At 57.7% G+C, this 14,569-nt stretch carries 13 protein-coding genes; 6 read left to right on the forward strand and 7 right to left on the reverse strand.

Going from position 1 to position 14,569, the window contains the following annotated elements:
* Nucleotides 1-3: 3 nt before the first annotated feature.
* Nucleotides 4-1,326 (reverse strand): PTS sugar transporter subunit IIC, encoded by a 1,323-nt coding sequence (locus TAN611_RS18470; RefSeq protein ID WP_105232349.1) that lies wholly within the window; start codon nucleotides 1,324-1,326, stop codon nucleotides 4-6.
* A 180-nt stretch (nucleotides 1,327-1,506) separates the two neighbouring features.
* Here TAN611_RS18470 and TAN611_RS18475 point away from each other — a divergent pair, with 180 nt between their 5' ends.
* Both TAN611_RS18475 and TAN611_RS18480 read left to right on the forward strand, forming a co-directional pair.
* Nucleotides 1,507-1,830: a PTS lactose/cellobiose transporter subunit IIA gene (locus tag TAN611_RS18475; RefSeq protein WP_105232350.1), complete on the forward strand. Its 324-nt coding sequence runs from the start codon at nucleotides 1,507-1,509 to the stop codon at nucleotides 1,828-1,830.
* Between the two features lie 84 nt (nucleotides 1,831-1,914).
* Nucleotides 1,915-2,925: a LacI family DNA-binding transcriptional regulator gene (locus TAN611_RS18480; RefSeq protein WP_105232351.1), complete on the forward strand. Its 1,011-nt coding sequence runs from the start codon at nucleotides 1,915-1,917 to the stop codon at nucleotides 2,923-2,925.
* Nucleotides 2,926-2,943: 18 nt separating this feature from the next.
* Here the strand turns inward: TAN611_RS18480 and lysA are convergent, their stop codons facing one another.
* Nucleotides 2,944-4,200, reverse strand: coding sequence for a diaminopimelate decarboxylase (gene lysA / locus TAN611_RS18485; RefSeq protein WP_111738022.1), 1,257 nt, complete (start codon nucleotides 4,198-4,200; stop codon nucleotides 2,944-2,946).
* A 136-nt stretch (nucleotides 4,201-4,336) separates the two neighbouring features.
* Here lysA and TAN611_RS18490 point away from each other — a divergent pair, with 136 nt between their 5' ends.
* Nucleotides 4,337-5,290, forward strand: coding sequence for a LysR family transcriptional regulator (locus TAN611_RS18490; RefSeq protein ID WP_203066842.1), 954 nt, complete (start codon nucleotides 4,337-4,339; stop codon nucleotides 5,288-5,290).
* On the opposite strand, the gene TAN611_RS18495 is transcribed toward TAN611_RS18490, so the two are convergent.
* Nucleotides 5,250-6,407 (reverse strand): MFS transporter, encoded by a 1,158-nt coding sequence (locus TAN611_RS18495; protein ID WP_105232353.1) that lies wholly within the window; start codon nucleotides 6,405-6,407, stop codon nucleotides 5,250-5,252. The two genes, TAN611_RS18490 and TAN611_RS18495, sit on opposite strands and share 41 nt — an antisense overlap.
* Before the next feature lie 314 nt (nucleotides 6,408-6,721).
* Nucleotides 6,722-7,633, reverse strand: a complete 912-nt coding sequence (locus TAN611_RS18500; protein ID WP_105232354.1) for a LysR family transcriptional regulator — start codon at nucleotides 7,631-7,633, stop codon at nucleotides 6,722-6,724.
* 106 nt (nucleotides 7,634-7,739) lie between these two features.
* Between TAN611_RS18500 and TAN611_RS18505 the strand changes: the two genes are divergently transcribed.
* Entirely contained in the window at nucleotides 7,740-8,624 is an 885-nt protein-coding gene (locus TAN611_RS18505) for an MBL fold metallo-hydrolase (RefSeq protein ID WP_105232355.1), read from the forward strand.
* 76 nt (nucleotides 8,625-8,700) lie between these two features.
* Nucleotides 8,701-9,351 (forward strand): DsbA family protein, encoded by a 651-nt coding sequence (locus tag TAN611_RS18510; protein ID WP_105232356.1) that lies wholly within the window; start codon nucleotides 8,701-8,703, stop codon nucleotides 9,349-9,351.
* Between the two features lie 14 nt (nucleotides 9,352-9,365).
* On the opposite strand, the gene TAN611_RS18515 is transcribed toward TAN611_RS18510, so the two are convergent.
* The gene (locus tag TAN611_RS18515; protein WP_203066843.1) at nucleotides 9,366-10,073 is read right to left on the reverse strand and encodes a tetratricopeptide repeat protein; all 708 of its coding nucleotides are present in this window, start codon (nucleotides 10,071-10,073) and stop codon (nucleotides 9,366-9,368) included.
* A 190-nt stretch (nucleotides 10,074-10,263) separates the two neighbouring features.
* On the opposite strand from TAN611_RS18515, the gene TAN611_RS18520 reads away from it, so the two are divergent.
* A complete protein-coding gene (locus TAN611_RS18520; RefSeq protein WP_111736546.1) occupies nucleotides 10,264-11,991 on the forward strand; it encodes an ABC transporter ATP-binding protein/permease in 1,728 nt (575 codons plus the stop codon).
* Between the two features lie 113 nt (nucleotides 11,992-12,104).
* Here the strand turns inward: TAN611_RS18520 and TAN611_RS18525 are convergent, their stop codons facing one another.
* Together TAN611_RS18525 and TAN611_RS18530 are read right to left on the reverse strand one after the other, a co-directional pair.
* A complete protein-coding gene (locus TAN611_RS18525; protein ID WP_172606258.1) occupies nucleotides 12,105-12,275 on the reverse strand; it encodes a hypothetical protein in 171 nt (56 codons plus the stop codon).
* 302 nt (nucleotides 12,276-12,577) lie between these two features.
* Nucleotides 12,578-14,233, reverse strand: a complete 1,656-nt coding sequence (locus TAN611_RS18530; protein WP_105232359.1) for a multidrug ABC transporter permease/ATP-binding protein — start codon at nucleotides 14,231-14,233, stop codon at nucleotides 12,578-12,580.
* Nucleotides 14,234-14,569 lie beyond the last annotated feature (336 nt).

Consider the following 14,569-nt stretch of genomic DNA (forward strand, 5'->3'; position numbering starts at 1 on the left):
ACCTCATGCGTTCTGAATAACGGGTTGCTCCGCCTGTTCCGCGCGGCGGGCGGCGACTTTGACAAACGGCAGATAGATAATCGTGGCGACCACGATGCAGATCAGCTGGGTTACCACCGCGCCCATCGAACCGGCAGTAGACAGCCAGGCGTTGATGATCGGCGGCGTGGTCCACGGCACCATCACCACCGCCTTGCCGGCAAAACCGATGCTGGTAGCGAAGTAGCCGATAGTGCCGGTGATCAACGGCGTGATAATGAAGGGGATCGCCAGGATCGGATTCAGCATGATCGGCATGCCGAAGATCACCGGTTCATTGATATTGAAAAAGCTCGGCCCCAGCGACAGCTTGCTGATTTCACGCATCTCTTTGCGCCGGGTAGCGATCATCACCGCAAACAGCAGGCCCAGCGTAATGCCGGAACCGCCGATGCTCATATAAACGTCCCAAAACGGCATGGTGATGATATTCGGGATCTCTTTCCCCTGCTCGAAGGCGGTCATATTGACCATGATGGCGCCCAGCAACAGCGGCTCGCGGATCGGTTTTACCATCTGATTGCCATGGATGCCGATCACCCAAAACAGCTGGGCGACAAACATCAGGATCAGGATCCCCGGCAGGCTCTGCACCACCGTCTCCAGCGGCCGCTGCACTACCTGATAGACGGCGTCATACAGATAAATGCCGCTGACGCGGTGGAAGACAAACCCCAGCGTGGCGATCGCCACCACGGTGATGATCGCCGGGATCAGCGCCGAGAATGAGGCGGAGACGTTGGGCGGCACGCTTTCCGGCATCTTGATCTTCAGGCGATCGAGCGTTTCCAGTTTGGAATAGATCTCCACGGATAAAATGGCGATAAACATACCGAGGAACAGACTGCGGGTATCGGAGAACTGCTTGGCCAGCACGTCTTTCACCATCTGCATCTGGTCATTCACCATCAGCTCGACGTTGGTCGGCGTGACGGCGATAAAGCAGATCACCGCCAGCAGCCCCGGAAACAGCGATCGCGAGCCGTTGATCTTGCCCAGTTCTATGCCAATCAGAAACACCGCGCCGATATTGAGGAAACTCAGCGTGGCGTAGTTGATGCTGCTCATGATCGGTTTCAGATCCGCCAGGAATGAGAACATGGCGAAGCTCGCCAGACCATTCTTGGGATCCATCACCATATTCGAGATCAGCACCGAAAAAGCGCCGACGATAATTACCGGCATCAGCGTAATAAACGATGCCTTGATAGCCATTATATATCTGTAACTATTGAATTTATTGGCAAAGGCTCCCAGAGAGTCTATAAGCCGGTCCCGAAATGACATGACACGCCCCTATTGTGTTGTGCTTGATCAGATGACCGATTCGCGTACCGCGTCTCTCGCGATTTGGCATACCAAAAAATAGGTTAACTGGATTATTTTTCTGTGATCGCACTCTCACAAGTCAATATTGGAATTCCAATATGATGAAAAAACCAATTTTGGCATACCGGTGGACATAGAATGAGCATAGATCTGGAGCAGACGGTAATGGAATTATTGATCAATGCGGGTGAAGCGCGATCTCACGCCATGACGGCAATTCAGGCGGCCCGTCAGCGGCAGTGGCAGCAGGCGGAGGAGGCGCTGGCGGCATCACAAGCCGCCTCCCGCGCGGCGCACGCCGTACAGACGCAATTGATCGGCCTGGATGAAGGCGCGGGCAAGATCCCGGTGAATCTGATCATGGTGCACGCACAGGATCATTTGATGACCGCCATGCTGTGCCACGATCTGGCGCAGGAGATCGTGCTGCTGCGTCAGGAAGTGTTCGCCAATCCGGCATGATGTCGCGCGCTGCCCTTGGGCTGCCGCTATGCTAGACTGCCAGCATTTCCACAGCGGACGTTTGCAGACAGAGGTTAGCCGGTCATGATCACCATGTTGGATGTATCCATTCGCGCGGGCGTGTCGAAAGCCACGGTATCGCGCGTGTTAAATGGCACCGGACAGGTGAAAAAGAGCACGCGGGATGCGGTGTTCAAAGCGATGGATGAGTTGGGCTACCGGCCGAACTTTCTCGCCCAGTCGCTGGCTAACAAAAGTTCCAACAGCATCGGCCTGGTGGTGTCCAATTTCGACGGCCCCTATTTCGGCCGGCTGCTGCGTCAGGCCGCCAAACTGATCGAAGCCAGCGGCAAACATTTGGTGGTGACCGACGGACACGATACGCCGGAGGATGAGCTGCAGGCGGTACAACTGCTGGCCGACCGCCGCTGCGACGCCATTATTCTCTACACCCGTTTTACCGATGAAGCAGCGCTGATGGCGCTGTTTGAGCGCCTGCCGGTGCCGGTGATGGTGATCAACCGCGATCTGCCTCTGGCGCGCGAGCGCTGCGTGTTCTTCGAACAGCAGCAGGCGGCGTTCGATGCGGTTACCTATCTGATTGCGCAGGGACACCGGGAAATAGCCTGTATTACCGGCCCGATCGCCACGCCGACCGCTCAGGCGCGGCTGGCGGGTTATCGGCAGGCGCTGGAGCACCATCAGATTGCTTTTGACGCGGCGCGGGTGGCGCACGGCGACAGCAGCGTACCCAGCGGGTATCACGGCTGCCAAACGCTGCTGAATGCCCGCGTCGATTTCAGCGCGCTGTTCGCCAGCAATGACGACATGGCGATCGGCGCCATGAAGGCGCTGTGCCAGGCCGGCAAACGTCTGCCGCAGGACGTATCTATTTTTGGTTTCGATGACGAACCTAGCGCCGCCTATCTGCAGCCGGCGCTCTCTACCGTCTATCTGCCGATCGATATGATGATTGAAGCCGCTATCGCCCAGGCGTTCCGGCTGCTTAACGGCGAAGAGGTACAACCTTTGACGCCGTTTACCGGCGAACTGAGGCTGCGTGAGTCGGTGGCGCCCGGTCCCTATGCCGGCTAGCGGGCGCCTGCGCCTGCGTTATACCTGTTCCAGCGCGATCAGCTCTTCAATGGTCTGCCGGCGACGAATCAGCCGCGCCTCACCCCGATCAAACAGGACCTCCGGCAGCAGCGGCCGGCTGTTGTAGTTGGAGGACATGGAGGAACCGTAAGCGCCGGTGTCGTGGAACACCAGATAGTCGCCCACCTGCACCGGCGGCAATGCCCGGGTTTCCACCCCGCCGCCCGCCTGCTGGGTAAACACATCGCCGGATTCGCACAGCGGCCCGGCAATCACCGTATCGCGCAGCGGTTGAGCATCGGTAGCGCGTCCGTCGGCAGGCAGCAGCGAAATATGGTGATAGCTGCCGTACATTGCCGGGCGCATCAGGTCGTTAAAACCGGCGTCGACCAACACAAAGTGACGGCTGCCCATATCTTTCACCGCGCGCACTTCCGCTACCAGCACGCCCGCCTCGGCCATCAGGAAGCGCCCCGGCTCGATCTCCAGTTTGACCGGGTGCCCCAGGTGGGCGGCAATGCGCTCGCGCGCGCTGTTCCACAGGCCAAAATAGTGTTCGGTATCGATCGCCTCTTCGCCGGCCTGATACGGAATCGACAGGCCGCCGCCGGCGGAAATCGCCCCAATATCCATCCCCAGCGCAATCACCTGCTGCACCATGGCATCGCATACCCGCTCCAGATGCTGATAATCCACGCCTGAGCCAATATGCATATGTACGCCCAGCAGCTTCAGGCCATGGCGTTGAATCACTTCCACCGCCTGCGGCAAATCGGCATACCAAATGCCGTGCTTGCTGTTTTCACCACCGGTATTGGTTTTCTGGCTGTGCCCATGACCAAAGCCCGGGTTGATGCGCAGCCACACCGGATGCCCGTCGCCGTGCTGCCCCAACTGCTCCAGCATATCGATAGAACCGGCATTTACCGGAACTTTCAGCTCGCAGACGCGCGCCAGCGTCGCCTGATCCAGCACGTCGGCAGTAAAGACAATCTCTTCACCACCCGGCTGATAGCCGGCATGCAGCGCACGCTCAATTTCTCCCAGCGATACGGAATCCACCCGGACGCCCTGCTCGCGCATCAGGCGCAGAATATGAATATTCGAACAGGCCTTCTGGGCGAAGCGGATCACGTCAAAGTGACGCAGCTGTGCGATACGTTCACGGACGATCTGCGCATCGTAGGCCCAAACCGGGCAGCCGAAGCGGGCCGGCAGCGTGAGTAAATTGGCGGCGTTCAATGCAGTGGAGGTGTCATGTAAAGCGCGTGGCATGGCGGCAATTCCCAAATAATGATGCATTCTGTTGACGCCATTGTGCCGCAAGCCGGGGCGGGAGAAAAATATCTATTTAGCGTAAGTCTATTCATTTATGATATGGCTTTATGTCTCAGCCCGCGCCGGAGAAGCCATGTCCGCCATTAGTCTGCGCCAAATTGAAATCTTCCATGCGGTGATGACCACCGGCAACCTCACCGAAGCGGCCGCGCTGCTGCATACCTCACAGCCCACCGTCAGCCGTGAGCTGGCGCGCTTTGAAAAGCAGGTACAGTTGCGGCTGTTTGATCGGATCAGGGGTCGCCTGGTGGCGACCGTGGAGGGATTACGGCTGTTTGAAGAGGTGCAGCGCTCCTATTACGGCCTGGAACGCATTAAGACCGCGGCGGACGGCATTCGCCAGTTTCACCAGGCGCAGCTTTCCATCGCCTGCCTGCCGGTATTTTCACAGTCGCTGTTGCCAGCGGTATGCAGACCGTTTCTCGATCGCTACCCGGAAGTCAGCTTCAGCGTGGTGCCGCAGGAATCGCCGCTGCTGGAAGAGTGGCTGTCGGCGCAGCGCCACGATCTGGGGCTGACCGAGAATACGCTGACGCCGGCCGGCACGGAGCGCATTCCGCTGATGACGCTGAATGAGGTCTGCGTGCTGCCGAGCGGGCATCCGCTGCTGGCCAATGACCAACTCACGCCGCAGGACTTCGGCGGCGAGAATTTTATCAGCCTGTCGAATACCGACAGTTACCGGCAGCTGCTGGACGCGCTGTTCAGCGAGCAGCAGGTTAACCGACGCATGGTGATGGAGACCCACAGCGCGGCTTCGGTCTGCGCCATGGTGCAGGCCGGCATCGGCCTCTCCATCGTCAATCCGCTGACCGCGCTGGACTATGCCGCCGCCGGCGGCGTGGAACTGCGACCGTTCAGCATCGAGGTGCCGTTCACCATCAGCCTGATCCGGCCGCTGCACCGCCCTTCTTCCACGCTGGTCAGCGCTTTTATCGATCATTTACACCAACAGGCGGCGTCTTTCCCCGCCCGTCTGGCGGCGCTTACTGCCCGGCAGCCCGGCGACGCGCCCGGCCAAAGGTAATTAGGCACAGCAGCAACCCCGCCAGCGCCATCGCCGCAGCCGCCAGCGGCACCGCCGTCAGCCCCAGCCCCCGGGCAATCACCAGGCCGCCCAACCAGGCGCCCAGCGCATTACCCAGGTTAAAGGCGGCGATATTCAGGGTAGAGATCAGGTTCGGCGCTTTCTTACCGTAGGTCACCACATTGATCTGCAGCGCCGGCACCGCGGCGAACGACGCAGCGGCCCACAGGAACAGTGTAATCTCCGCCGGGATCAGCGCGCCGCTGGTCCAGCTGAATAACGCGGCAAACAGCGCAATCGCCAGAAAGATCCCCGCCAGCGTCACGCCCAGCCGCCAGTCCGCCAGCCGGCCGCCCAGAATATTGCCCAGCGTCAGGCCGACGCCCATCAGCAGCAGGGTCCAGCTGACGCCCTGCGGCGATACGCCGGTCACCTCGGTCAGCAGCGGCGCAATATAGGTAAACAGGGCAAACATCGACGCCGCAAAGGCCACCGTCATCAGCAGAGACAGCCAGACGCCGGCGCCGCGCAACGCCGCCAGCTCTTTTTTCAGCTCGGTCGGCGCCTCATCGCTGACCGTCGGCAATTTACTGTACAGCGCCAGCAGCGCCGCAACGCCAATCAGCGCCACCGCCCAGAAGGTGGAACGCCATCCCAGCGCCTGCCCCAGCGCGGTGCCCAGCGGCACGCCCAGCACGTTAGCCAGCGTCAGGCCGGTAAACATCAGCGCCACTGCGGAAGCCCGACGATTAGGGGCCACCAGATTGGCGGCCACCACCGCACCGATACCAAAGAAAGCGCCGTGACACAGGGCGGTGATAATGCGCGCCAGCATCAGGAAGCCGTAGCTATAGCCCAATGCGCACATCACGTTGCCGACAATAAAAATCGCCATCAGCAGCAACAGCGTTTTTTTACGCGGCAGGCGCGCGGTCAGCAGCGCCATAATCGGCGCGCCGATCGCCACGCCGAGGGCATAGCCGCTGATTAACCATCCCGCAGAGGGGATGGAAACCTGCAGATCGCCCGCCACGTCGGGCAACAACCCCATAATGACAAACTCGGTAGTGCCGATGGCGAATGCACTGAGTGCCAGCGCCAACAAAGAAACAGGCATGTATTACGCTCCCAATCTTAAAGCGTCCCGGCGTCTGACGCCGCGGACCAGAGACAAACAACAACAAACGCGGGCCGACCGGAATGGTCGCCCGTAATTAGGGTGATGGAGGTGTGAAATCGGGCTAAATAAAGGATATAACCTTATAATTATTAAGAATAAATAGCCATTTACACGAGATAGGAATAACACGCCGGCCAACCGGAAAACCAGCGCAGGTTGTCCGGCGCGTATAAAAAGCCGTCATTCCGACGCTAAGCGCTTGAATGGCCTGACGATGAAAACTGTGACGATATGTTACCTGTCCTCATACGCTACTTACGTAGCGTCGCCAACCACTTTTCATCGCTGGCAAACCACTCCACCAGAAAATCCAGCATGGTGCGCAGGGTTGCCGGCAGCTGGCGACGCGAGGTGTAGATACCATAAATCCCCATCGACTGCGGCTGGTACTCCGGCATCAACTCCACCAGCTCGCCGCTGGCCAGCAGCGGCGCCGCGGAGTAGTAAGGCTGCAATGAAATACCGGCCCCCTTCAGGGTAGCGGCCAGCAGCACCACCGACTCGTTGGCGCTCAGGTTGCCGCTGACCGCCACCGCCGACTTCACGCCCTGATGCTCAAAATGCCACAGGCTTTTGCCAAAATAGGAGTATGTCAGGCAGTTATGCAGCGCCAGATCCTGCGGCTGACGCGGCGTCCCATGCGCCGCCAGATAGTCGGGCGTCGCGCAGACCACCGAAGCGCAGCGCGATAACGGTCGGGCAATCAGATTCGGATCGAGTTCATTGGTGATGCGCAGCGCCAAATCGATGCGTTCCTCCACCAGGTTGACCGCGCGGTTGTTCATCTGCAAATCCACCGCCACCTGGGGATAGCGCCGCAGGTAGTGCGTCACCGCCGCCGCCAGCGTGGTTTGCCCCAGCGACTGCGAGCAGGTGATGCGCAGCAAACCGCGTAACTCCACATTGGCTTCCGCCTCGACCAGATCGATCTCCCCGGCGACCGCCAACATCTGCCGGCAGCGTTCCAACGTGCGCTCGCCCGCATCGGTCAGGCTGAGTCTGCGCGTGGTGCGGTGCAGTAGACGCGCCCCCGCCCACTGCTCCATCTGCGCCAGATAGCGCGTCACCATGGCGCGCGACATATCCAGCGCCTCAGCGGCGGCAATCATGCTGCCGCTCTCGACAATGGCGACAAAAACTTCAGCGGCAGTGATGCGATCCATAATTCGTCCGATTTATGAAACTAATAATTGCAAATTATCCGGTTTTTTATTCGATTTATGCAACATAACATCTGTGCAACGTTAAAACCAACAGGACAACCCGACAATGTTTAAGAAATCACTTATCGCTCTGACGCTGACCGGCGTCGCCGCTATCAGCACCTATGCCAACGCCGCCGATACGCTGACGATGGAGGTCTATAACCCCGGGGAAAAAAGCGTGTTCCCGGTCTCTTCTGAAATCATCAGCGGCCCGCATGAAGTGGCGCTGATCGATGCCCAGTTCCAGCGCAATGATGCGCAGCAACTGGTCAATAAAATCAAGGCGACCGGTAAAAAACTGACCACCGTCTATATCAGCCATTCCGACCCAGACTTCTATTTCGGTCTGGACGTGATTCAGGCCGCCTTCCCTGAAGCAAAAATTATCGCGACACCTGGCACCATCAAAGAAATCAAGGCGACCAAAGAGGGCAAAATTGCCTATTGGGGGCCGATTCTGAAAGACAATGCGCCGGCCCACGTGGTTGTCCCGCAACCGCTGGCGGGCGACAGCTTCACCATCGACGGGCAAAAAGTTGAGGTAAAAGGCCTGAACGGCCCGACGCCGGCGCGAACCTATGTATGGATCCCGGCGTTGAAAGCCGTGGTGGGCGGCGTGGCGGTGGCCGGCAATAATATCCACCCGTGGATTGCCGATAACCAAAGCGCAGAATCGCGCGCGCACTGGCAGCAAACGCTGGCCAGTATCCAGACGCTGCAGCCGAAGCGGGTCGTTCCTGGGCACTATCTGCCCGGCGCCGCGCAAACGCTGGAATCCGTCACCTTTACCCAGAACTATCTGAAGGTGCTGGAGGCCGAGCTGCCGCAGGCCAAGGATGCCAAACAGCTGGTAACCGCGATGGAAAAACACTACCCGACGCTGAAAGACGTTTCCAGCCTGGAGCTGAGCGCCAAGGTGCTGAAAGGCGAAATGAAATGGCCGCAGTAAAGCGCTACTGAGACGAGCCAACAGGAATGCTGCGCCGCATGATCCGACGCAGCATCGACAAGACAAGAGGTATTCCATGAGCAACGTAACGCTGCATTACGTGTATGATCCGCTGTGCGGCTGGTGCTACGGCGCTGCCCCGCTGGTCAAGGCGGCGCAGACCATTCCCGGATTAGCGATCGCCCTGCATGGCGGCGGCATGCTGACCGGCGGCAACCGCCGTCAAATCACCCCGGAATGGCGCAACTATGTCATTCCGCAGGATAAACGCATCGCCGAACTCACCGGGCAGCCCTTCGGCGACGCCTATTTCAACGGCTTGCTGTGCGACAACACGGCAGTCATGGACTCCGAGCCGCCGACAACCGCGATCCTCGCGGCACAACAGCTGGCCGGCCGGGGACTGGATATGCTGCACCTGGTGCAACGGGCGCACTATCAGGAAGGACGACGCATCGCCGATTTACCGGTGCTGGAAGCGCTGGCGCGCGAACTGGGGCTGCCCTCGGCGCCGTTTATCGCCGAGATGCGTTTTAACCGCGGCGCCCCTACCGCCCAGCATATCGCTGAAAGCCGGGCCTTCCTCGCCAAAGTGCACGGCCAGGGGTTCCCGACCTTCGCCCTGCAGGACAGCAATGGCGATCTGCATACCATCGCGGCTGGCAACTATCTGGACAACGTTGCTGGCTGGAAGGAAATACTGAGCAGCGCCGCCGCCTTAGCGTAAGGCGGCACGGCGTTTTACTCGACCCGAATAAAATGTCCCGCCGCCTGAACGTTATGCCCAAAGCCGCAGTCGCCCTGGGAATTCAGATCCACGGCATCATCGCTGAAGGTAAGGGTCACATCGCAGGCCGACTCATCATCCTCATCGTCCTGATGGTATAACGCTTTCCCGTTCTGAATCGGCAATACGTCGGCGAATTCCCCCATATTGGGGCCGTAATACAGCCCCATGCCCGGCATGTAATAGCCGGCATAATCGATTTGCCACAGATCGCCGCGCGGCACTACCGTCACTTCGCTCCAGACGCCGCGGCCGGCATACTGCCAGTAAACACCGGCCGGGCCGGTCGCCGGCGGCTGTTGCGCCAGCCGCTGTTCCAGCAATGCCATATTGTGACGTGATTTGTCATCGTCCGGCGCCAGCAGCAGATAGGCGCGCGCCTTCAACAACTGCCCGGCGCGCATCAGCGCCAGCGCGACGTTGTTATACGCCGTCGCCGTAGCGCGCTCGCTGAAGCCGCAAAACTCACTCCAGGCCGCCTGATCGCGAAAAATACCTGCCGCCTTCGTATAGTCGCCATTCTGGTATGCGCTATGCCCCAGTTCGGCGTAGCCGGCCACCTTCTGGCAATCGGCGTGGATATCCGGTTCATCAATCTGCGCCAGCGCCGGCCAGCTGGCCATAGCGCTACAGGCCAGCAGCGGCGGCAACAATGCCCTCATAGCTCTTCCTTCTCAGGGTCGCGTTTCAAATCGCCGCCAGTATAACCGTCTGGCCCGCCGGCTTCATCTTTCGCGATTCACCCTAATATCCCTTGGGATTAGAAGGTGTTAAACCTGCTTACAACTCGCAATTTGCTTGTTGCCCTTGGCTTGGCGATGCTGTCTGCCATGTTTTTCACGGCGAGAACTTATGAACAGCACACAAAAACATGCCGTCTGGCAGTTAATTAAACCTTTTTGGGTTTCCGAGGAGAAATGGCGCGCCTGGGGAATGCTTATCGCCATCGTCGCGCTGTCGCTGGGGCTGGTCTATATCAGCGTCCTGATCAATCAGTGGAATCAGGTGTTCTATGATGCACTACAGAATAAAAACTATCCGGTATTCAAACAGCAGCTGTGGCGCTTTACCTATCTGGCGCTGAGCTTCATCGTGCTGGCAGTATTTAAGGTGTATCTGACGCAGGGGCTGCAGATGCGCTGGCGCAGTTGGATGACGGAAAAGTTTATGGATAAATGGCTGGCGCACCAAGCCTATTACCACAGCGAACAGCAACAGCTGGTCGATAACCCGGATCAGCGTATTGCCGAAGATCTTAATGTTCTGACGCGTAACACGCTCTCGCTGTCATTGGGGCTATTGTCCAGCCTGGTGACGCTCTTTTCCTTCGTCAGTATTCTGTGGCACGTCAGCGGGCCGTTAAGTTTTGCGCTGCACGGACACACCTTTACGCTGCCAGGCTATATGGTGTGGTTTGCCTTGCTGTATGCGCTGTTGGGATCGGTGATTATCGGCTGGGTCGGCAAGCCGCTGGTGCGGCTGGGCTTTGATCAGGAGCACTATGAGGCGAACTTTCGTTTTGGCCTGATCCGCATCCGGGAAAACCATGATGCCATTGCGCTGTATCAGGGTGAAAAGCAGGAGGCCCAACAGTTGGGCGAACGCTTCGCCACCATCCGTAATAACTGGTGGTCTATTATGCGCGTTACCCGCCGGCTGAATATCGCCAGTAACTTTTACGGTCAGTTCGCCATTATTTTCCCTCTGCTGGTTGCCGCGCCGCGCTACTTTTCCGGCGCCATTCAGATGGGGGGACTGATGCAAATCGCTTCGGCCTTCGGCCAGGTACAGGGCGCCCTGTCATGGTTTATCGATGCCTTTAACGATCTGGCCGCCTGGAAAGCCTGCGTTAACCGTCTGGCCGGCTTTAACGCCGCCGTGGAGCAGGCGCATCACCAACCTCGAGGCATCACACTGGAGCAGGATAATAAACAACCACTTACACTTAGTCGGCTCAGTCTGCAGTTACCAGATGGTCAGCCGCTGGTACAAGATATCTCGTTAACGCTGCCGCGCGGCGAGCGCGTATTAATCGCCGGCCCTTCCGGCTGTGGTAAATCAACGCTGCTGCGCGCCATTGCCGGCATCTGGCCTTACGGCGCAGGCAGCATTCGCCGCGATACCTCGCTGCGCGCCCTGTTCCTGCCACAGCGCAGCTACATTCCCATCGGCACGCTGCGGGAAGCGCTGAGTTATCCGCACCCGGCACATACCTACCATGACGAGCAACTGCTGGATGTACTGGAGGTATGCCATCTGCAACCGCTGCAACGCTGGCTGGATACGGTGAATAACTGGAGCCAGCGCCTTTCTCCCGGCGAACAGCAGCGGCTGGCATTCGCACGCGCACTGCTCACCCGTCCTGACATATTGTTCCTGGATGAAGCGACCAGCGCACTGGATGACGAAACTGAACAGCTGATGTATGAACGTCTGGTTACGACCTTGCCGGATGTTACGCTGGTCAGCGTCGCGCATCGCAACAGCGTGGCGAAGTACCACCAAACCTGCTGGCGCCTTAGCCGTCAGACGGAAGGACCGGCCCGGATCGCACCAGCTCCTCTGCCCGGAACTGCGTGAGGGAAGAAAAACTCAACGATGGTTGGAATGTGAGATAACGCAAAGCTGGGTGACGGTATGGCAGGCTCTGCCATACCGTCAAGCTCGTTTCGCCGGATAGCTCCGGGCCTTCGCTAAGGCGAATCCTTTTTCACTGGGCGAGGCGCTTCCGCCTCCGGCGCATCATCCTGCCAGAGGTCTTCAATAAACGCGCGCTGCGCTTCGTTCAACTGCCATGATGGCGGAATTTTCGTTTTGCTGCGATACACGCGCTGTTTCTCCGTCTCAATTTTTTTCTTATCCATTGCTTTTCCCTAAACAGAAAAAATCCAGTCAGTTACTACACGGCCATAGCCCAATTAAAATTGCTATTGTGTAAGCACATGACAAACGCGTTCAACACGCCGGCCCATGCCCGTTTAATAGTTTATCGGCTATAGATTACACTAATTACAAACAAACCATCGATTGCTTAAAGCTATAGATAAAGCTGTTATTCCCTATTGATATTTATTAATCATGATTTCTAATATGGCGGGAAAGCGATACGCGCGGGGAAAAGAAAAGTCGCCTAACCCGGCGCGCATCAGGCGCCGGGAAGCGGAGATCAATCGATTTGTGACACGGAATCCCGGCTGGCGCGCTCACGCTCGCTACCGGTCAGCTCGCTGAGCTTGCCGTTACGCATCTCTAACAGCCGGTCGGCATGTTCGAAATAGTGATCGTCATGGCTGATGGCAAACACCGTTTTACCCAGCGCACGTAATGCCGGCAGCAGTTCACGATAGAAGATACGACGGAATTGCGGATCCTGATCGGCCGCCCATTCATCAAGCAGCAAAATATCCCGCTGCTCCGCAACCGCCAGCAGCAACGCCAACCGCTTACGCTGCCCTTGGGAGAGCTGAGGGTTAGTCACGCGATCGCCGTCAAACTCCAGTTTGTTCTGCATATTGAGCTTTTCGAGCCAGTTTGCCACCAGTTCCGCATCCGGCTCCCCGCCATCGGCGCCCTGTAACCGGTCGAACTGGTAAAAGTCGGTGAAAATAGCTGAGAACAGGCGACGGTAATTATCTTGATCCGCCGCCTGCAGCGCCACACCATCAATAATTATCTGTCCGCTCACCGGCTGATAAAGCCCGGTTAACAACTTCGCCAACGTCGACTTCCCGCTACCGTTGCCGCCGATCAAAAACACCAGCTCACCACGCGTTAGCGTCAGGTTCAACGGACCTACGGCAAACCCCTGCGCCTGTTCACCCGCCGCATAGTGGAATGACACATTGCGCAGCTCCAGCGTTTGCCAAGGCATGGCGACCGTCGGCGTAAAGTGTGGCTGATACTCCGCCAACTTGAGCAACTTCACTTTTTTGAACGCCACTTCTGCGCCAAGCAGCATCGGGAATGCCCCCACCGCCTGTAGCAACGGCGTACGTAAAAACAACAGCGTCAGCGAATAAGTCGCAGCCACCGCCGTATCGGACCATCCCAGGCCATTCGCCATAAAGAACACCAGCCCGATAGCGCCAAGCATCATGATATTCGACCAGTTCACCGCGCTGAGATGGAACGTGTCCGCGCGAATAATGTGGTGCCGGTATTCATCAGAGTTGGCCCGGTAAGTCTGCTGATACAAACGCTGCGCACGGTCACGATTCAACGCCAGTTCTTTCCGCCCGTCGATCGCCGCCTGGTAATCCTGATACAGCAGCTCTTCAGCTTCCCGCACCTGAGTTAAATGCCGATATACTCGAGACACCAACAGCCAACTGACCAGAATGGTGATCGCTACCCAAACGGCCGTCACCGCCAGCATCGCCGGCGATAGCCATCCCAAGTAAGCCGCGCAACCGATCGTCAATACCACACCCTGCACCAACTCAGGCAAACGTACGAACGCCATGGTGATATTACGGATATCGCTGGATAAACTGGCCAGCAAAGAGGCACTGCCCAGATGTTCGATGCGCTCAATATTGGTATCCAAAATGCTTTTAACCAATTGTCCGCGCAGGCGATAGACAAAATGGTGACCTAATGTGGTCAACGCCAACTGCGAACCTAAAGTGACCGCCATCAAGATACCCAGCAAAGCGAGAAACTGCGGCAAAATAGCCAATGGATTCTCCGCCGCCGCCGCCATCAGATGCTGATTAATGAAAGCAATAATGCCAATGCCCAACGCGGCGCTAGCCAACGTCAGGGCCATCACCGCCAGAAACGGCCAACGATACTGGTGATATACCACCCGTAGCAACTCCATGAGTCACCTCTAAACAGAATGCAATGGCTGGCATTGTAATAGGCATGGGAGTGATAGCAATAACAATTCTCATCACCATGCGGCGTCACAGAAACCCGTCCCTTACCTCACATCTCCTCTATTGCAATCAGCACTCGGGGTCACTGCGCCACGTAAGAACCCATGCCGAGAAGTATCCACTCACAAATAATAGACAAAGCAATAAATAGGAGGTTAAATATTAAAATATGGGGATGGGACAAGATAAAAACCAACAAACCAATAACACCATACAAACAAAACAACAAAAAAAATCAAAATCCACAAATAAATCGCTATATTCTCGCCCGATAAAAC

This window comes from Serratia sp. Tan611 (genome assembly GCF_905188235.1).
Lineage (GTDB): Bacteria > Pseudomonadota > Gammaproteobacteria > Enterobacterales > Enterobacteriaceae > Serratia_B > Serratia_B rhizosphaerae.